Annotated in this window: 15 protein-coding genes and 1 pseudogene; 8 read left to right on the forward strand and 8 right to left on the reverse strand. The window is 72.9% G+C overall.

Annotated features, from left to right (window positions below):
• Window positions 1-20: 20 nt before the first annotated feature.
• Window positions 21-464 carry a gamma-glutamylcyclotransferase family protein gene (locus tag ACFYW3_RS07405; protein ID WP_389385797.1) on the reverse strand — a complete coding sequence of 148 codons (444 nt, stop codon included), beginning with the start codon at window positions 462-464 and terminating at the stop codon, window positions 21-23.
• Between the two features lie 177 nt (window positions 465-641).
• On the opposite strand from ACFYW3_RS07405, the gene ACFYW3_RS07410 reads away from it, so the two are divergent.
• The 4 genes from ACFYW3_RS07410 to ACFYW3_RS07425 all read left to right on the forward strand — a co-directional run bounded on the left by ACFYW3_RS07410 (window position 642) and on the right by ACFYW3_RS07425 (window position 4,253).
• The gene (locus ACFYW3_RS07410; RefSeq protein WP_351756049.1) at window positions 642-1,352 is read left to right on the forward strand and encodes a hypothetical protein; all 711 of its coding nucleotides are present in this window, start codon (window positions 642-644) and stop codon (window positions 1,350-1,352) included.
• Entirely contained in the window at window positions 1,349-2,623 is a 1,275-nt protein-coding gene (locus ACFYW3_RS07415; RefSeq protein WP_389385798.1) for an ATP-binding protein, read from the forward strand. The genes ACFYW3_RS07410 and ACFYW3_RS07415 overlap by 4 nt, the downstream gene beginning before the upstream one ends.
• 319 nt (window positions 2,624-2,942) lie before the next feature.
• Window positions 2,943-3,485: a hypothetical protein gene (locus ACFYW3_RS07420; RefSeq protein ID WP_389385799.1), complete on the forward strand. Its 543-nt coding sequence runs from the start codon at window positions 2,943-2,945 to the stop codon at window positions 3,483-3,485.
• 135 nt (window positions 3,486-3,620) lie between these two features.
• Window positions 3,621-4,253, forward strand: coding sequence for a class F sortase (locus tag ACFYW3_RS07425; RefSeq protein WP_351756044.1), 633 nt, complete (start codon window positions 3,621-3,623; stop codon window positions 4,251-4,253).
• A gap of 149 nt (window positions 4,254-4,402) precedes the next feature.
• Here the strand turns inward: ACFYW3_RS07425 and ACFYW3_RS07430 are convergent, their stop codons facing one another.
• Window positions 4,403-4,981 (reverse strand): TetR/AcrR family transcriptional regulator, encoded by a 579-nt coding sequence (locus tag ACFYW3_RS07430; protein WP_389385800.1) that lies wholly within the window; start codon window positions 4,979-4,981, stop codon window positions 4,403-4,405.
• 91 nt (window positions 4,982-5,072) lie between these two features.
• Between ACFYW3_RS07430 and ACFYW3_RS07435 the strand changes: the two genes are divergently transcribed.
• On the forward strand, window positions 5,073-5,519 hold the full coding sequence (locus ACFYW3_RS07435) for an anthrone oxygenase family protein (protein ID WP_389385801.1): 447 nt from the start codon (window positions 5,073-5,075) through the stop codon (window positions 5,517-5,519).
• Between the two features lie 84 nt (window positions 5,520-5,603).
• Here the strand turns inward: ACFYW3_RS07435 and ACFYW3_RS07440 are convergent, their stop codons facing one another.
• The 3 genes from ACFYW3_RS07440 to ACFYW3_RS07450 form a co-directional block, all read right to left on the reverse strand.
• Entirely contained in the window at window positions 5,604-6,380 is a 777-nt protein-coding gene (locus tag ACFYW3_RS07440; protein WP_351756038.1) for a TSUP family transporter, read from the reverse strand.
• 37 nt (window positions 6,381-6,417) lie between these two features.
• A complete protein-coding gene (locus ACFYW3_RS07445) occupies window positions 6,418-6,714 on the reverse strand; it encodes a hypothetical protein (RefSeq protein ID WP_389385802.1) in 297 nt (98 codons plus the stop codon).
• A 162-nt stretch (window positions 6,715-6,876) separates the two neighbouring features.
• Complete coding sequence (locus ACFYW3_RS07450) at window positions 6,877-8,172, reverse strand: ferredoxin reductase family protein (RefSeq protein ID WP_351756034.1); 1,296 nt, start codon at window positions 8,170-8,172, stop codon at window positions 6,877-6,879.
• A 270-nt stretch (window positions 8,173-8,442) separates the two neighbouring features.
• On the opposite strand from ACFYW3_RS07450, the gene nirB reads away from it, so the two are divergent.
• Both nirB and nirD read left to right on the forward strand, forming a co-directional pair.
• Entirely contained in the window at window positions 8,443-10,986 is a 2,544-nt protein-coding gene (nirB, locus tag ACFYW3_RS07455; protein WP_389385803.1) for a nitrite reductase large subunit NirB, read from the forward strand.
• Window positions 10,983-11,297 (forward strand): annotated as a pseudogene (nirD, locus tag ACFYW3_RS07460) (nitrite reductase small subunit NirD); the annotation flags it as partial. The gene nirB and the pseudogene nirD, both read left to right, overlap by 4 nt.
• A 174-nt stretch (window positions 11,298-11,471) precedes the next feature.
• On the opposite strand, the gene ACFYW3_RS07465 reads toward nirD, so the two are convergent.
• Window positions 11,472-11,879 carry a VOC family protein gene (locus tag ACFYW3_RS07465; RefSeq protein WP_053681958.1) on the reverse strand — a complete coding sequence of 136 codons (408 nt, stop codon included), beginning with the start codon at window positions 11,877-11,879 and terminating at the stop codon, window positions 11,472-11,474.
• Window positions 11,880-12,240: 361 nt separating this feature from the next.
• Between ACFYW3_RS07465 and ACFYW3_RS07470 the strand changes: the two genes are divergently transcribed.
• A complete protein-coding gene (locus tag ACFYW3_RS07470) occupies window positions 12,241-13,401 on the forward strand; it encodes an alkaline phosphatase PhoX (protein ID WP_389385804.1) in 1,161 nt (386 codons plus the stop codon).
• A 92-nt stretch (window positions 13,402-13,493) separates the two neighbouring features.
• Here the strand turns inward: ACFYW3_RS07470 and ACFYW3_RS07475 are convergent, their stop codons facing one another.
• Window positions 13,494-14,546 carry a helix-turn-helix domain-containing protein gene (locus ACFYW3_RS07475; RefSeq protein ID WP_351756025.1) on the reverse strand — a complete coding sequence of 351 codons (1,053 nt, stop codon included), beginning with the start codon at window positions 14,544-14,546 and terminating at the stop codon, window positions 13,494-13,496.
• Window positions 14,547-14,984: 438 nt separating this feature from the next.
• On the reverse strand, window positions 14,985-17,693 hold the full coding sequence (gene ppdK / locus ACFYW3_RS07480) for a pyruvate, phosphate dikinase (RefSeq protein ID WP_053681959.1): 2,709 nt from the start codon (window positions 17,691-17,693) through the stop codon (window positions 14,985-14,987).
• Window positions 17,694-18,035: the final 342 nt, after the last annotated feature.

The raw sequence follows: 18,035 nt of genomic DNA on the forward strand, positions 1-18,035 counted from the left end.
CCTCGGTCGGGTGGGGCCGGTCAGCGGCCGAGCCAGTCGCCGCCGGGGATCTCGGTGCCGGAGGCGGCCAGGTCCCGGGCGAGCAGCGGGGAGGCCAGGTACACCCACGCGGGCACCGGGGTGCCGTCCGGGAGCAGGGCCTCGCGGACGACCCGGTCGTACAGGTTGCCCGGCCGGCCCGGTCCCTCGTACTCCTCCAGCAGATCGAGCGCGACCAGCAGTTCCGCGTACCGGCCGGGGGCCGGGGTGATCAGCTCGCCGCGTATCGCGGAGCCGGGGCGCGCGACGGCGTACGGATATCCGGGGCCCTCGTAGAGGACGGCGTCCGGCAGCGTGGCGGGCTGCTCGGCGGCGACCCGGCCCCGCAGGAACAGGTCGTGGTTGACCTCGCCGGGGCGCAGGGTGCCGTACACGAAGAACGGCGGGGGTGATCCGACCGATTCCGGCCGATCGACCGATGTCACGGGGTGCTCCTTCGGGTTCCACTGGACGTTCGACGGGGTCGGCCCCGGGCCGAAAGACCCGACTTCCCCCGCCCGATCCCACCGTACGCACCGCTGTTGCACAATCTCCCGGTCCCCGTGACGGGCCCCGTCCATCATCGGAATCCGCCCGTCCCCCACCCCACGGCTGCCCCCTCCATGACGCGATCGACCCACCGCTCCCTCGCCGCCCTGCTGCTGTGCGCCCTCGCCGCGGTGTCGGGCGGCTGCGCCTCCCCCGGCGGGCTCGCCGCGGGCGAGCCGGCGCCCCCGGTGTCCACCCGGCCCCGACCCGAACCCCTCTGGCGGGCCTGGGTCGACGACTCCCCCCGTTCCCCGGGCAGGGAGGCCGCCGCCGGGCGCACGCCTGCGGCGCCGCTGCCGCACGCGCCCGCCCTCGGCCCGGACGGGCTCGCGGGGGTGGACGTCGCGGCCGTCGTGCGGGCCGACCGGAACATGGCGCACCACGCGACCCGGGGCCGGATCGACGCCCCCGGCAAGCCCGGTCTGCGACCGCCGGTGTACCTGGACCTGACCGGCGACGGGAAGCCCGAACTGATCGTCGCGGCCGACACGGAGTCGGGGCGGACCGCGCTGACCGTGTACACGGCGCGGGACGGAGGGATCGTGCCCGTCCTCTTCGCGACGGGCCGACGGATGGCGGTCGAGTCCCTCGGCCGTGACCTGCTGATCCGCACGGCGGCGGACGCGGGCGCCCGGCAGGCCGTCCGCTACCAGTGGGACGGGCGGCGGATGACGGTCGTCAGCGAGGAACGCCGCTACGGCGGGTGCGGCCTCGGCGGTGCGTCCGGGGCGCCGTCCGCCCCGGGGGCCTCGCCGGGCGCGGACCGCGGGCGGGTGGGCCGGTGAGACGCCCGGTGGCGCGGGTGCGGCGGCTGCCGGGGGCGCTCGGCCTGCGATGGAAGATCGCCGTCCTGTTGGCCGCGGGGTGCTCGCTGGTCGCGGTCACCATCGGCCTGTTGATCCACGACGCCCGGGTCCGTCAGGTCGGGGAGGCCGCGCGGGCGGGCGCCGTGGCCCAGTTGGTCCGGGTGCGGCAGGTGTACGAGCTGACGGGCGGACTCGACTTCGGCAGGGTCGGGGAGATCGACGCGCGCATCGACTGCCCGGGCCTGCCGCCGGGCCTGCGGGAGGCGGCCCTCGCGGGGCAGCGCACGACCTGGCTCGACCTGGGCGGGGAGCACCCGACGGTGTGGGCGGCCCGGCCGGTGGGCGGGAAGCACGTGCTGTCCGTACGGCGGTCACTGACCCACGAGCAGGCCGAACTGGACGAGTTGGACACCCAGTTGGTGGCGTACGGGGTGGGTGTCGTGACCCTGGCGGCCATCGGGGGCGCGTTGCTCGCCGGCCGTATGAGCCGGGACCTGCGGGCGGCGGCGGAGACGGCTCGGCGGATCAGCGAGGGGGACCTGGACGCGCGGATCAGCCCGTCGGGGGCGCCGGGCACGCGCGACGAGGTGGCCGAACTGTCGGCGGCCGTCGACACCATGGCCGCGAGTCTCCAGCAACGGTTGGAGGCGGAACGCCGGTTCACGGCGGACGTGGCGCACGAGCTGCGGACTCCGCTCACGGGCCTGCACACGGCCGCGGAACTGCTGCCACCCGGGCGGCCCACGGAACTGGTGCGCGACCGGGTCGCGGCGCTGCGGACCCTGACGGAGGACCTGCTGGAGGTGGCCCGGCTGGACGCGGACCGGGAGGAGGCCCGCCTGGAGGCGCATCCGCTGGGGCCGCTGACCCTCTCGATCACCCGGCGCTCCGGGGTGACGGCTGAGGTCATCGGGGGCGACGCGCCCGGGTCCGTCCGCACGGACGCCCGCCGGCTGGAGCGGATCCTGACGAACCTGCTGGTCAACGCCCGGCGCCACGGCGCGGGCCCGATCTCGGTCACGGTGTCCGGGAACACGGTGACGGTCCGGGACCAGGGGCCCGGCTTCCCGGAGGAAGTACTGCGGGACGGGCCCCGGCGGTTCCTGACGGGAACACCGGAGCGGGGGCAGGGCACGGGGCTCGGCCTGACCATCGCACTCGGGCAGGCCGCGGTGATCGGCGCCGCAGTCACCCTGTCGAACCCGCCCCCGACCGGCGCGTCGGCGATGGTCGCCCTCCCCTACGCCTGAACACCCGGCGGGGGCGGGGCGGGGGCGGCGGGGCGGTCCGGACGCTCGGGCAGGCGGGGCGGGCGGGACGCGGGCGGTCCGGACACGCTCGGACAGGCGGACGGGCGGACAGGCGGGGCGGGGGCGGTCCGGAGGCTCGGGCAGGGGGGCGGGCGGGACGCGGTTCACCCGTCCGGCCGGGGGCCACGAATGCCCCAGACACCGCCCTTGACCTGTGAGAACACCCGCACGACCGGCATACCTGACACCTCATCAACAGGCACGACGGCCCGACCCCGGGTTACCTCGGGATCACGACCCCGCGTCCCGAGGAGTCCCCATGCGCCGACGCACCGCACACGTGCTCACCGCCACCGCGCTGACCGCCGTCGCCTTCGCCGGCCCGGTCGCCGGAGCGGTGGCCGCCGCGGACCTCGGCATGCCCGGCTTCGTCGCGGGGGACTTCGCCCCGCTGGAGGTGTGGCCCAAGTCCGCCGCCGCCGGGGCCACCGTCACCGTGAACACGAACGCGTGCGGCCCCGGCAGCAGCGCCGACGGTGACGCCACCACCGTGGGGGGCGGCCGTTTCAAGCTGGTCCCGGGCACCCACAAGGAGGTCGTCGTGGGGCAGTTCCAGGTCTCCCGCCACCACGGACCCGGCACCTACGACATCGGGGTGACCTGCGCGAACGGCAAGTTCGCCACCGGCAACCTGGTCGTCGCCGAACGCGGCCCGCAGGGCCACGTCCACACCGGGGTGGGTGGTGGGACGACCACCACGGCCAACCCCGCCAAGATCACGGCGGGAGCGGCCGTCCTGGCCGCGGTCGCCGTGTGCGGTACCTGGCTCATGCGTCGCCGGGCGAGCGGCACGCGGAGCTGACGGAGGCCCGCCGCGGCTTCGGCCGCGGTCCGACCGGTACCGCACCCCGTCGCCCGCCCCGCGAGGTCCCCCCGTTCGCGGGGACGGGCGACGGCTCAGCCAGAGGATCGGCACGCCCAGCGCAAGGGGGCAGACATGGACACCTCCCGCGCCGCCGGCCGCGGCGGGCTCCTCGCCCTGGCCGCCTGCGTCGGCGTCTGGCTCGTCTCCAGCGGCTCCGCCGAGACCACGGGGCCCCCGCTGCCCTCCCCCGCCGAGGCGCTGAACACGCTGAGCGCCCAGGCCTCGTACCCCGGCAGCATCGACCCGCTCCCCGGCTCCCCGCCCACCCGGATCCGGATCCCCGTCATCCGCGTGGACGCCCCGCTGACGGGTCTCGGCCTGGAGCGCGACGGCAGCCTCCAGGTGCCGCCGCCCGCCCGGCGCGACCTCGCGGGCTGGTACCGGGAGGGCGTCACGCCGGGCGCCGTCGGCACGGCCGTCGTCGCCGGACACGTCGACCACACCACCGGCCCGGCGGTCTTCTACCACCTGGGCGCGCTGCACCGCGGGGCGGCGATCGAGGTGGCGCGCGCGGACGGGCGTACGGCGGTGTTCACGGTCCACGCCGTCGAGGTCTACGACGCCGAGGACTTCCCCGACGCCCGCGTGTACGGCCCTTCGCCGCGCGCCGAGCTCCGGGTGATCACCTGCGGCGGCGGCTTCTCGCCGCGTACGGGCTACCGAGGCAACGTGGTCGTCTTCGCGCACCTGACGGGAACCCATTAGGGGACGTACCGGGCGGTGATCAACGAGTGCAGCGGCTTCCGGGGCGGGTGCCCCGTCGGGGGTGACAGGGCCCGGCGATCCGCCCCTGCGCCGTGTGGGCGCGAGCGACCGGGCGCGATGCCGGTCACAGCACCAGGCCGCGCAACGCGTCAGACCACGGCGAGCCGGTCCACCAGCAGGTCGGCTCTCCGCTCGGCGTCCCCCGGGGGCAGCCGTCCCGCCCGGGTCAGGGTCGCCAGCCCGTGCAGGGCCGCCCAGAACACCTCGGTGAACAGTCCCGGGTGAACGCCCTCCCCGGCGACGTCGCCGAGGGTCTCCGACAGGGCCGCGAAGGCGTCCTTCAGGGGCTCCGGGGTGTCCTCGTCGGCGAACGCCAGGCCGCCGTCGAGCCGGAACATGGCGTCGTAGACCGCCGGATTGCGCTCGGCGAAGTCGAGGTAGCCGCGGGCGAGGGCGGCGACCCGGGCGCGCGGGCCGTCCGCGAGGGAGGCCGCGGCCCGCAGCGCCGCGGCCATCTCGGTGGCGCCCTCCAGGGCGACGGCACCGATGATCTCGCGTTTGCCGCGGAAGTGGCTGTAGAGGACGGGCTGGCTGTACTCGATGCGCTCGGCGAGCCGGCGGGTGGTGACCGCGTCCCAGCCCTGCTGCTCGGCGAGTTCGCGGGCCGTCGCCACGATGAGCTGCTCGCGGACCGCCCGTTCGCGCTCCTTGCGTTCCTGTACCGACATGAGTGGATCCTAGCACTGCTAGACAAACAAGCGGCAGCAGGGTTAGCGTTGCCCCATCATCTAGCAACGCTAGATCCCAGGAGGGGTAGCCATGCTCAACGCACTTGAGATCGTCACCACCGTGCTCGTCGGCCTGATGGTGGGAGTGGAGTTCTCCGTCGCCTTCGTCATCAACCGGATCCTCGACGCCCTCCCCGACGACAGCAACCAGCGCGGCCGAAGCCACGGCGGCCGGATGCTCGGCGCCGTCATGCCGGTCTGGTACGTCGGCTCGCTCGTCCTCGTCGCGCTCTGGGCCGTCGCCGGATGGCAGCACGACGGCGCCGGACTCGTCGTCACCGCGGGCGGGTTGCTGGTGCTCAGCGTGGTGATGTCGCTCCTGTTGCTCGTCCCGATCAACAACCAGAGCAAGACGTGGACCACCGAGAACCGGCCCGCCGACTGGAAGGAGCGGATGAACCGCTGGGACCGCTTCCACTACGTCCGCGTCGCCGTCATCGTCGCCGCCTTCGCCCTGCTGGTCACCGCCCTCGCCTGAGCCCGCGGGCCGACACCACGCCGGCGGCGCACGCGTCGGGGACCACGTCCGGGCCCGTCACGGGCTCACGGCCGGGGGCGCCGTTCAGCCCCACTGCTCGATGCCGAGCTTCACCACCAGCGCCCCGACCACCGTCAACAGCACGGCGCGGACGAATCCGCTGCCCTTGCTGAGGGCCATCCGGGCCCCGATCATGGCGCCGGCCAGGTTGAAGGCGGCCATCAGGGCGGCGAGTTGCCACAGCACCATGCCCTGGTACGCGAACATCGCCAGCGCCCCGGCGTTCGTGCAGCAGTTGACGATCTTGGCGGTGGCCGAGGCGGTGACCAGGTCGAGGTGGAGCAGCGCGGTGAGGGCCAGCACGAGGAAGGTGCCGGTGCCGGGGCCGATCAGGCCGTCGTAGAAGCCGATGCCGAGACCCGCGAGGCCGATGGCCAGCAGTACCCGGTGTCGACTCACGGGCGCGGTGGACGGGGCGGCGCCGAAGCCCGGCTTGAAGATCACCACGCCCGCGACCACGACGAGCACGCCCATGATCAGGGGCCGCAACGCGTCCTTGCTGATCCCGCCGGCCAGCGCGGCGCCGCCCATCGACCCGATGAGCGCGGCGAGGCCGATGCGGACGGCGAGCTTCACGTTCACCGGCGCCTTGCGCGCGTACGTCACGGCGGCGCCCGCGGTGCCGACGATGGCCACGGCCTTGTTCGTACCGAGCACGGTGGCGGGATGGGCGTTCGGCAGACCGAGCAGCAGGGCGGGCAGGAGCAGCAGACCGCCGCCGCCCACCACCGCGTCGATCCAGCCGGCCGCGGCGGCGGCCACGCAGAGGACGACGATCATGGTCGTGGATATGTCAGGCACGGCCCTGACCCTAGGCAACGGATGAGTGCAGGACCCATCAATCGCCGGAAACTTGCGCAAAGGTTGAGCTTTGCCAGGCCGGCGCCCGATCGGGAGCCACCGGCGACGCCGGGTCCACGGCCGCCGTCAGCGCGCTCGCGGCCAACACGCTCGCCAGCCCCAGCCCGGCGGCGAGCCGCCGCGCCGGTGGTACGGACGCGAGCGCGGCCACCCCGGCCCGCAGGGCCGAGGGGCGGCGCGGCTTGCGGTGCCGGGCCGCGGCGGCGCGTACGGGTGCGGGTGCGGGTGCGGCGGGAACGGACACGGGCAGGGCGACGTGCAGCGGGTGGCGCATGGCGCGTTGGCCTCTCGGGAACGACGGGCTCAGGGGCCGCGGGACGGACGGGCGGCGTGACGGGCCGGCCGGGCGGAAGGACAGGGGGTGGGCAGGGACGGGCAGGGCGGGCAGGGCGGGCAGGGACGGGTAGCGCGGGCAGGGACGGGCAGCGCGGGGGGTTCAGAAGCTGAAGCACTCGCTGTGCACGCGCCCGGCCGGCACCCCGGCGCGCAGCAGCGCCGCCCGGGTCGCGTCCGACATCCCCGGCGGCCCGCACAGGTACACGTCGTGCTCCACCAGGTCGGGCACCAGCGTCAGCAGCGACCGGGGGGCCAGCGGGTCGTGGGCGTCGTCGGAGCGCCCGAGCAGGTAGTGCAGCCCGGCTTGCCGCTCGGCGGCGATGGCCTCCAGTTCGGCGCGCAGCACGAGCTGTTCCTCCGCGCCGGCCCGGTAGAGCAGGGTGATGTCCCCGGGGCCGCCGGGCAGCGTCTCGAAGAGGGCCCGCATCGGGGTGATGCCGACACCGCCCGCGATCAGCAGCACCTTGGGGCGGGTGCGCCGCGCGGCGGTGAGCGCCCCGAACGGCCCGGTGGCCAACACCCGCGTGCCGGGCCGCAATCGGCGGATCCGACGGGAGTGCCCGCCGAGCGCCTTGACGGTGATGCGGAGCGTGCCGCCGCGCACCGGAGCGGACAGCGAGAACGGCAGGGCGGTGTACCAGAGCCGCCGCTGGAGGAACCTCCAGCGCAGGAACTGGCCCGACTCCGCCCGCAGTTCCGCCAGGTGCTGCCCGTACATGACGACGGAGACCACCCCGGGGCCCTCCACCCGCACCTCGGCGACCCGCAGCGCGTGCCGCAGGGCCTGCCGTACGGGGACCACCGCGCGGTACCAGACCAGCAGGACGGCGACCACGGCGTGGGCGAGGGCCCAGAACCAGGCGGCGAGCGCCAGGTCGGGGCCGGCGAGCTGGTGGCCGAAGGCCAGTGCGGCGGCGAGGTACGCCGTCAGGTGGGCCCCGCGCCAGGTCTCGTGCGGAATCCGGCGGCGCACCGCGCGCGCGGAGGTGACGCCGACGGCGGCCAGCAGCACGGTACCCGCGCAGGCGGCGGCGAGCGCCGGGTAGCCGAGGAGCCCCCGGGCGGCGGAGAGCACGTCGATCCCCCGGTACACGGCGTAGCCGAGGAGGGCGAGGAGGCCGTGCGCGAAGCACAGCAGCAGTACGTGGCGCCCGCCGAGCGCGTGCCAGCGCGCGAGCCGGTCGGCGCCCACGCCGTGCTCGACGGCCGGCACCCGGGCCATCAGGAACAGCATGACGAGGATCCCGTACCCCGCGAGCAGGCCGGTCAGGTGCGCGGCGGTGGCGAAGAGCGCGTCGAGCCGGGCCGAGGGGTGCACCTGGGCCGCCCACAGCAGGACGACCAGCCCCGCCCCGCCCAGCATCCCGCCCTTGACCCGCCCCGCCACATCTCGCATGGGGCTCACGCTAGGCGGCCGGTGGGCCGGTTTCGGGGGCGCGCGGGCGGCCGGCGTGATCCTTAAGCCGGCCTTGAGGGACGCCTCACCGACCCTTAACCCCGGTGCTGAGGTGCGCGTTCCGTCCGGGTAACAACGGCGATGCGGCGGGGAAACAGCGGCCGCGCACGCTCGTGACATGACGGCGGAGCGGCAGCGCACGGCGGTGATCCGCAGCGGCCCGTCCCCCCTGCCCACCGACCCGCCCACCGACGACGGAGGCTCCCGATCATGGCCGCAGCCACGCCCACGCCCACCCCCGCCATCGTGCTCATCGGCCACGGCATGGTCGGCCAGCGGTACCTTGAGGCCCTCGCCGAGCGCGGGGCGACGGCCACGCACCGCGTCACGGTGCTCTGCGAGGAGCCCCGGCCCGCCTACGACCGGGTCCACCTGACCTCCTACTTCTCCGGCAGCACCGCCGAGGACCTGTCGATGGTCCCGGACGGTTTCATGGCCGAGCACGGCATCGACCTGCGCCTCGGCGACCCGGCCGAGCGCATCGACCGCGAGGCCCGCACCGTGGTGTCCCGTTCGGGGCGGGTGTTCCCGTACGACGTGCTCGTCCTGGCGACCGGCAGCTTCCCCTTCGTGCCGCCCGTGCCCGGCAAGGACGCCCCCGGCTGCTTCGTGTACCGCACCATCGAGGACCTGTTGGCCATCGAGGAGTACGCGAGGACCCGCACCGCGGGCGCGGTCGTCGGCGGCGGGCTCCTCGGACTGGAGGCCGCGGGCGCCCTCCAGGGCCTGGGGCTGGTCACCCGCATCGTGGAGTTCGCCCCGCGCCTGATGCCCGTGCAGATCGACGACGGCGGCGGCGGGGCGCTGCTGCGCACCATCGAGAACATGGGGCTGACGGTGCACACCGGCGTCGGCACCCAGGAGGTGCTCACCGGCGAGGACGGTTCGGTCACCGGCATGAGGCTGTCCGACGGCTCCACCGTGGACACGGAACTGGTGGTCTTCTCCGCCGGGGTCCGCCCCCGCGACCAGCTCGCCCGTGACAGCGGACTGACCGTCGGGGAGCGCGGCGGGGTCCGTGTCGACGCCCGCTGCCGCACCTCCGACCCGCGCGTCTACGCCATCGGCGAGTGCGCGCTGGCCTCCGACGGCCGGGTCTACGGGCTGGTGGCCCCCGGCTACGAGATGGCCGAGACGGCGGCCGACGACCTGCTCGGCCGGGAGAAGGAGTTCACCGGCGCCGACCTGTCCACCAAGCTCAAGCTGCTCGGCGTGGACGTGGCCTCGTTCGGTGACGCGCACGGCACCACCCCGGGCTGCCTCGACGTCGTCTACTCCGACGCCCGGTCGGGCGTCTACAAGAAGCTGGTCGTCGCCCCCGACGGGGTGCTGCTCGGCGGGGTCCTGGTCGGGGACGCGGACGCGTACGGGCTGCTGCGCCCCCTCACCGGCAGCGTGCCGCCCGTCACCCCCGAGCAGTTGGTGCTGCCGGCGGGAGTCGGCGCGCCCGTCGCGCTCGGCCCGTCGGCGCTCCCGGACGGCGCGGTGATCTGCTCCTGCCACAACGTCACGAAGCAGGCCATCACCGCCTGCGCCGACCTGCCCGAGGTCAAGAAGTGCACCAAGGCGGGCACCGGCTGCGGCAGTTGCCTCAAGGTCATCGGGCAGTTGCTGCCGGCCGCCGCCGACAAGGGACTGTGCGGTTGCTTCCCGTTCAGCCGAGCCGAGTTGTACGAGATCGTCCGCACCCGCCGGCTGACCTCGTACCGGGAGATCCTGGACGCCCACGGCCGCGAGGGCGCCCGGGGCGGCGACGGCTGCGAGATCTGCAAGCCGACCGTCGGGTCGATCATCGCCTCCCTGGCCCCGACGCTCGGCGCGAGCGGCTACGTCCTCGACGGGGAGCAAGCCGCCCTCCAGGACACCAACGACCACTTCCTGGCGAACCTCCAGCGCAACGGCTCGTACTCGGTCGTCCCGCGCATCCCCGGCGGGGAGATCACCCCCGACAAGCTGATCGTGATCGGCGAGGTGGCCCGCGACTTCGGCCTCTACACGAAGATCACCGGCGGGCAGCGCATCGACCTGTTCGGGGCGAGCGTGGACCAGCTCCCGAGGATCTGGGCACGGCTGGTGGACGCGGGCTTCGAGTCGGGGCACGCCTACGGCAAGGCCCTGCGGACGGTGAAGTCCTGCGTCGGGCAGACCTGGTGCCGCTACGGGGTGCAGGACAGCGTCCGGATGGCCATCGACCTGGAGTTGCGCTACCGGGGTCTGCGGGCCCCGCACAAGCTGAAGTCGGCGGTGTCCGGCTGCGCCCGCGAGTGCGCGGAGGCACAGAGCAAGGACTTCGGGGTCATCGCCACCGCGAGCGGCTGGAACCTCTACGTCGGCGGCAACGGCGGGGCCACCCCGCGCCACGCCGACCTGCTGGCCCAGGACCTGTCCGACGCCGAACTCGTCCGGCTCATCGACCGGTTCCTGATGTTCTACATCCGCACGGCCGACCGGCTGGAGCGCACCTCCACCTGGCTGGAGCGGCTGGAGGGCGGCCTCGACCACCTGCGGGACGTGATCGTGCACGACTCGCTCGGGCTGTGCGCCGAGTTGGAGGCGCTGATGGCCGACCACGTCGCGCACTACCGCGACGAATGGGCCGAGACGCTCCAGGACCCGGAGCGTCTGGGCCGGTTCGTGTCCTTCGTCAACGCGCCCGGCGCCCCCGACCCGACGGTGCGCTTCGTACCCGAACGCGACCAGGTCAAGCCCGACCTGGCGATCCTGACCCTGGAGCCCGTGGGAGGCACCCGATGACCGTGGAACTGAGGCTGGACGATCACTGGCTCGCCGTGTGCGAGCTGTCCTCGCTCGTGCCGGGGCGCGGCGTCGCGGCGCTGCTGCCCGACGGCAGTCAGGCGGCGGTGTTCGTCGACCGCGCGGGGCGCCCGTACGCCATCGGCAACCAGGACCCCTTCACCGGCGCGCACGTGCTGTCGCGGGGGCTGGTGGGGTGCGCGCGGGGCAGGGCCTTCGTGGCGTCGCCCCTGCTGAAGCAGCGTTTCGACCTGGAATCGGGGCGCTGCCTGGACGACGAGGAGGTGGTGGTCCGTACCTACCCGGTGCGGACCACCGCGACCTCCGCGACTCCTGCCATCCCCGAGGCGCCGGTGACCTCCGCGACGCCGGTGACATCCGAGGCGCCGGCGGCCTCCGAGGCGCCCGCGACCTCCGCGCCCGCCGGGACGCCTGCCGCCGCTTTCGCGCTGTCGACCGGGACCGTCGCGGTCTCCGTCTGAGGTTCAGCCCTGGATCATCGCCGGGTCCATCCACATGATCTCCCAGGTGTGGCCGTCGAGGTCCTCGAAGGCGCGGCCGTACATGATGCCGTGGTCCTGGGCGGCGCGCGGCTCGGTGGCGCCCGCGCCGAGGGCCCCGTCGACGAGCTCGTCCACCGCGGCGCGGCTCTCGGCGTTCAGACACAGCAGCACCTCGGTGCTGGTGGAGGTGTCGGTGATCGCCTTGTGGGTGAAGTCCTTGAAGCGGGCCTCGGTGAGGAGCATCGCGACGATCGTGTCGCTGATGACCATCGAGGCGCAGTTCTCGTCGCTGAACTGGGCGTTGAAGGAGTAGCCGAGCTTGCCCCAGAAGGCCTTGCTGGCGTCGAGGTCCTTGACCGGCAGGTTGACGAAGATCATGGTGGAGGACATCTCGGTCTCTCTTCTCTCGCGGGCGCCGCAGCGTTTTTCGCTGCGTTCGAGGGATAGACCGCGGGCGCCGCGGAAACTCATCGGTCCCGGCGAGAACTTTCCAGGATTCCTCGTACGGGGGACGCGAGCGCGCCCCGGACGGCCGTCCGGGGCGCCGTCGCGGGCGGACCCGCGGCCGGAGGTGCGCCCGACGGGGCGCCTCCGAGTCCCCCGAAGTCCCGGCCGGGGGATTGACCTCGCGCAGGTCGCTCCCGCGTCATGAGGAATTGACGTCACGTCAACTCGACGCCTCTAGGTTCCTCGACGCGTGCGACCTCGCCGCCCACCCGGACGACGAGGCCCGTCTCCCCCAGGAGTGACCGTGGAACGTCGTACCTTCCTGCGCGGCGCCGTCATCGGCTCCTCGGCCGCCGCCTTCGCCGGCACACTGACGCGCGGGGCCGCCCACGCCGCCCCCGCCCAGCCCGGCGCCGGACCCTACGGGGCGCTCGGCGCGGCCGACGCCAACGGCATCATGCTGCCCGCCGGTTTCACCGGCCGCGTCGTCGCCCGCTCCGGGCAGGTCGTCGGCGGCACCTCGTACACCTGGCACCAGGCTCCCGACGGCGGCGCCTGCTTCGCCGACGCCACCGGATGGATCTACGTGTCGAACTCGGAGATCAACCCGAGCGGCGGCGCGAGCGCCGTGCGCTTCAACGCCTCGGGCACCGTCACCGGCGCCTACCGGATCCTCTCCGGCACCCGGCAGAACTGCGCCGGCGGCAAGACCCCCTGGAACACCTGGCTGTCCTGCGAGGAGGTCGACCGCGGCTTCGTGTACGAGACCGACCCGTACGGGATCAACACCTCCGTCCAGCGGCCCGCGCTGGGCCGCTTCAAGCACGAGGCCGCCGCCGCCGACCCCGTCCGGAAGGTGATCTACCTGACCGAGGACGAGACGAACGGCTGCTTCTACCGCTTCGTCCCCACCACCTGGGGCGACCTCTCCGCCGGCACCCTCCAGGTCCTGAAGGCCGGCAGCGCCACCTCCGGCTCCTTCACCTGGGCCGGCGTCCCCGACCCGGACGGCTCCCCGACCGTCACCCGCAGCCAGGTCTCCGGCGCCAAGAAGTTCAACGGCGGCGAGGGCTGCCACTACGCGAACGACACGGTCTGGTTCACCACCAAGGGCGACAACCGGGTCTGGCGGTTGAACCTCGCCGCCGGCACCTACGAGTTGACCTACGACGACTCGCTGGTCCCCGGCGGGGCGGCCCCGCTGACCGGCGTGGACAACGTCACCGGGTCCTCCCACGGCGATCTGTACGTGGCCGAGGACGGCGGCAACATGGAGATCTGCGTGATCACCCCGGACGACGTGGTGGCCCCCTTCCTGCGGATCACCGGCCAGTCCTCCTCGGAGATCACCGGCCCGGCCTTCTCCCCCGCGGGCGACCGCCTGTACTTCAGCAGTCAGCGCGGCACGAGCGGCAGCTCCTCCGGCGGCATCACCTACGAGGTCTCGGGCCCCTTCCGCGTGTAGGACCCGGGCCCCGGAGCTCCGGCGGGCGGCTCCGGTCCCCCGCGGCCGGACCGGGACGGGTGCGAACCCGGCCCGTCCGGCCGTACCGGGCCTCAGGACGCCACGGCCCCGCCCTTGAGCAGGGCCGCGCCCAGCGGGGTCACCGTGTGCAGCACGGCGTTGCCCCGGCGCAGGGTGGTGACCAGGCCCGCCTCGCGCATCACACAGGCGTGCTGGCTCGCCGAGGCCAGCGAGACCCCGGCCCGGCGGGCCAGTTCACTGGTGGTGGCGCCGTCGCCGATGGCCCGCAGCACCACCGAGCGGGTGTGTCCGACCAGCTTGCCCAGGGTGCGCTGGCGGTGCTCCTCCACCGGCCGGGTGACCTCGCCCCCGGGCGTCGTCGAGACGAGCTGGGCCGCCGCCGGGTAGACGAGCACCGGGGGCAGTTCCGGGTCCTGCAGGGTCACCGCCGTGCGCCGGCAGAAGAAGGACGGCTGGAGCAGCAGCCCGCGCCCCCGCAGCCGCACGTCCCGGTCCACGGGGTAGTCGCACTCCAGGACCGGGGCGCGCCAGCGCAGCATCGGCGGCAGCGAGGCCAGCAGCTCGTCCGCGCCGCCGTCGAGCAGGTCCCGGCCCCGGGCGGCCCGCTCGGCCTCGATCTGCGCCTGGATGTGCGTCCAGTACGGCTCGACGGCCGCCCGGTGGTATCCGCGGAGCTCCGCCAGCAGCCTCGGCAGGTGCTTGGTCCCGCCGTCCATGAACTCCCGCAGGCGTCGCGGGACCATCGTGTCGGCGCCGTCGCTCACGCCCGAGGGCATGCCGAAGGCCGCTCCGAAGCCGCCTCCGGTGCCCAGCAGCGACAGCTCCCGCCGCATGCGTTCGGGACGGATCCCGCGCAGGGCGTCGAGGCCCACGTCCCACCCGTACTGACCCTCTACCGGAGTCAGGAAATCCGGGAAATAGCCGCGCCCCGGTATCAGCGCGCCGAGGAGCCTTGTTTCACCATTCAACCGGCTCCGGGTTTCCGTACGCCATTCACCGAACAGCCGGGCATCGCGCCGGTCCCTTAAACGGTGAAAACTGAGAATCGTTTCCCACAACGCATCGGGACGTGCTGCCATCCGTACGCGTGCGAGGTCCACTCCCGTGAAATGGATACGAAGCACCGAACCCCCACCTGTGCAACCGCAATCCCCCCGCCCCATGAGTATGCATGCCGTCACACGTGGTCACCACGCCCTTTCGGCCACAGTTGAAACCCCTTTCGGCGGGGGCGTGACAACCGAAATCCTGTACTCCGCCGGGCACACTCCAGTGCGACCGAAACGCTCCGTGAAGGCCGTGGGGGGCTTTGCGGGGCCTGGCGGTCGGTCGCACCGGGAAGCGCCGACGTGTCCGGCGGATAGGCGGCAGGCGGTGGACGGGTGGGGATCCGTCCACCGCCTGGTGCCGTAAAGGCCCGGTGAATATGCGTGGTGCGAAAGCAGGCCGCGCCCGGCCCCGGTGGTCAGGAATCCCGGGGACGGGCGCGGCCTTGGGAACCGGTTCGACTCGGAAGGGTTCGTGCCCGACCGAGCCGTTCCGGAACCCGGCTCAGGGAGGACTCAGCGGCTGTCCGAGCCCTTGGACTCGGCGGCGGCGCGGCCCGCTTCCAGGCGCGCCACCGGGATCCGGAACGGCGAGCAGGAGACGTAGTCCAGTCCGACCTCGTGGAAGAAGTGCACCGACTCGGGGTCGCCGCCGTGCTCGCCGCAGACGCCGAGCTTGAGGTCGGGGCGGGTGGCCCGGCCGGCCTCGACGGCGCTGCGGACCAGCGCGCCCACGCCGTCCTTGTCGATGGTCTCGAAGGGCGAGACCCCGAAGATGCCCTTCTCCAGGTAGGCGGTGAAGAAGCTGGCCTCGACGTCGTCGCGGGAGAAGCCCCACACCGTCTGGGTCAGGTCGTTCGTGCCGAAGGAGAAGAACTGCGCGGCCTCGGCGATCTGACCGGCGGTCAGCGCGGCGCGCGGCAGCTCGATCATGGTGCCGATGCTCAGCTTGAGGCGGGTGCCGGTGGCGGCCTCGACCTCGGCGATGACCTGGTCGGCCTCGTCGCGGACGATCTCCAGCTCCTGGACGGTGCCGACGAGCGGGACCATGATCTCGGCGCGCGGGTCGCCCTTGGCGTTCTTGCGCTCGGCGGCGGCCTCGGCGATGGCCCGGACCTGCATCTTGAACAGACCCGGGATGACCAGGCCGAGGCGGACACCGCGCAGGCCCAGCATCGGGTTCTGCTCGTGCAGCTTGTGCACGGCCTGGAGCAGGCGCAGGTCGTTCTCGTTGGCGTCCTTGCGGGACTCGGCGAGGGCGACGCGGACCGACAGCTCGGTGATGTCGGGCAGGAACTCGTGCAGCGGCGGGTCCAGGAGGCGGACGGTGACGGGCAGGCCGTCCATGGCCTCGAACAGCTCGACGAAGTCCTTCTTCTGCAGCGGCAGCAGGGCACTGAGTGCCTCTTCGCGTTCGCCGTCGGTGTCCGCGAGGATCAGTCGCTCCACCAGTTCACGGCGCTCGCCGAGGAACATGTGCTCGGTGCGGCACAGGCCGATGCCCTGGGCGCCGAAGCGGCGGGCGCGCAGCGCGTCCTCGGCGTTGTCGGCGTTGGCGCGCACCCGCAGCCGGCGGACGCGGTCCGCGTACGCCATGATCCGGTGCACGGCGGCGACCAGTTCGTCGGCGTCGTCGGCGCCGGCGTGCATGCGGCCCTCGAAGTACTCGACGACCGGGGACGGTACGACGGGTACCTCACCGAGGTAGACCTTGCCGGTGGAGCCGTCGATGGAGACGACGTCGCCCTCTTCGATGACCGTGTCGCCGACCGTCATCCGACGGCGCTTCGTGTCGACGTCGAGCTCCTCGGCGCCGCAGACACAGGTCTTGCCCATGCCGCGGGCCACGACGGCGGCGTGCGAGGTCTTGCCGCCGCGCGAGGTCAGGATGCCCTCGGAGGCGATCATGCCGTCCAGGTCGTCGGGGTTGGTCTCGCGGCGGATCAGGATGACCTTCTCGCCCGAGCGGGACCACTTGACGGCCGTGTACGAGTCGAAGACGGCCTTGCCGACGGCCGCGCCCGGGGAGGCGGCGATGCCGCGGCCCAGCAGGGTGGTCTTGGCGTCCTCGTCGAAGCGCGGGAACATCAGCTGCGCGAGCTGGTGGCCGGTGACGCGCTGGAGGGCCTCGGCCTCGTCGATCAGGCCCTGGTCCACGAGCTGCGTGGCGATGCGGAACGCGGCGCCTGCGGTGCGCTTGCCGACGCGGGTCTGGAGCATCCACAGCTGGCCGCGCTCGATGGTGAACTCGATGTCGCAGAGATCCTTGTAGTGGGTCTCCAGCGTCTCCATGATCGTCATGAGCTGGTCGTAGGAGGCCTTGTCGATGCCCTCCAGGTCCGCCAGCGGGACGGTGTTGCGGATGCCCGCGACCACGTCCTCGCCCTGGGCGTTCTGCAGGTAGTCGCCGTAGACGCCCTGGTGGCCGCTGGCCGGGTCGCGGGTGAAGGCGACGCCGGTGCCGGAGTCGGGGCCCAGGTTGCCGAAGACCATGGAGCAGATGTTGACCGCGGTGCCCAGGTCGCCGGGGATGCGCTCCTGGCGGCGGTAGAGCTTGGCGCGGTCGGTGTTCCAGGAGTCGAAGACCGCCTCGACGGCGAGGTCCATCTGCTCGCGGGGGTCCTGCGGGAACTCCCGGCCGGCCTCGCTCGCGACGATCTTCTTGAACTGCTTGACGAGCTTCTTCAGGTCGGCGGCGTCGAGGTCGGTGTCGACGGTGACCTTCTTGGCGGCCTTGGCGGCCTCCAGCGCGTCCTCGAACAGCTCGCCCTCGACACCCAGGACGGTCTTGCCGAACATCTGGATGAGGCGGCGGTAGGAGTCCCAGGCGAAGCGCTCGTCGCCGGACTGGGAGGCGAGGCCGGTCACGGAGTCGTCGGAGAGACCGATGTTCAGGACGGTGTCCATCATGCCGGGCATCGAGAACTTCGCGCCGGAGCGCACGGAGACCAGCAGCGGGTCGTCCGACTGCCCGAGCTTCTTGCCCATCTTCGCCTCGAGGGCGGCGAGGTGCGCGCTGACCTCGTCGCGCAGCTCGGCCGGGGCCTCGCCGCTTTCGAGGTAGACCTTGCAGGCCTCGGTGGTGATGGTGAAGCCGGGGGGGACCGGCAAACCGAGGTTGGTCATCTCGGCGAGGTTGGCTCCCTTGCCGCCGAGAAGGTCCTTGAGGTCCCGGTTGCCCTCGGTGAAGTCGTAGACGAGCTTCTGATCTTTGTTTTCCGACACGGGTCTCGACTCCTCGAGGACTCGGTGGCTGCCCTGACGGCCAGGAACATACCCAGATCGAAGGCTTCTGGGTACGTCCACTTGGTCGTCATACGGCCGTAACCACCCGTGCGCCAGCCATTCGAAAGTAACCGATGAGTAATGCGAAAGTACGAAGAGTGTTCGGATCTCGAAGACAGAGGGGTCGATTGAGGCTTGATCACGCTCGGATGAGCGATCATCGATACATTTGCGTTCAAGAGTTGAACGCACAAAGGGTGGCACCCAGTGCCACCCTTTGAAAGTCTTACCCGTGACTTCTGCGCTCATCTGAGCGAAACCTGCCCCTTGCGTGGCGTATAT

The sequence above is a fragment of the Streptomyces sp. NPDC002602 genome (assembly GCF_042889445.1).
In the GTDB taxonomy this organism is placed as follows: domain Bacteria; phylum Actinomycetota; class Actinomycetes; order Streptomycetales; family Streptomycetaceae; genus Streptomyces.

Bases quoted from the DNA above. Each gene is read 5' to 3' on its own strand.
- ACFYW3_RS07410 (WP_351756049.1), top strand. From the start codon at position 642: ATGACGCGATCGACCCACCGCTCCCTCGCCGCCCTGCTGCTGTGCGCC.
- ACFYW3_RS07445 (WP_389385802.1), bottom strand. From the start codon at position 6,714: ATGCGCCACCCGCTGCACGTCGCCCTGCCCGTGTCCGTTCCCGCCGCA.
- ACFYW3_RS07420 (WP_389385799.1), top strand. From the start codon at position 2,943: ATGCGCCGACGCACCGCACACGTGCTCACCGCCACCGCGCTGACCGCC.
- nirB (WP_389385803.1), top strand. From the start codon at position 8,443: ATGGCCGCAGCCACGCCCACGCCCACCCCCGCCATCGTGCTCATCGGC.
- ACFYW3_RS07435 (WP_389385801.1), top strand. From the start codon at position 5,073: ATGCTCAACGCACTTGAGATCGTCACCACCGTGCTCGTCGGCCTGATG.
- ACFYW3_RS07465 (WP_053681958.1), bottom strand. From the start codon at position 11,879: ATGTCCTCCACCATGATCTTCGTCAACCTGCCGGTCAAGGACCTCGAC.
- ACFYW3_RS07425 (WP_351756044.1), top strand. From the start codon at position 3,621: ATGGACACCTCCCGCGCCGCCGGCCGCGGCGGGCTCCTCGCCCTGGCC.
- ACFYW3_RS07430 (WP_389385800.1), bottom strand. From the start codon at position 4,981: ATGTCGGTACAGGAACGCAAGGAGCGCGAACGGGCGGTCCGCGAGCAG.
- ACFYW3_RS07450 (WP_351756034.1), bottom strand. From the start codon at position 8,172: ATGCGAGATGTGGCGGGGCGGGTCAAGGGCGGGATGCTGGGCGGGGCG.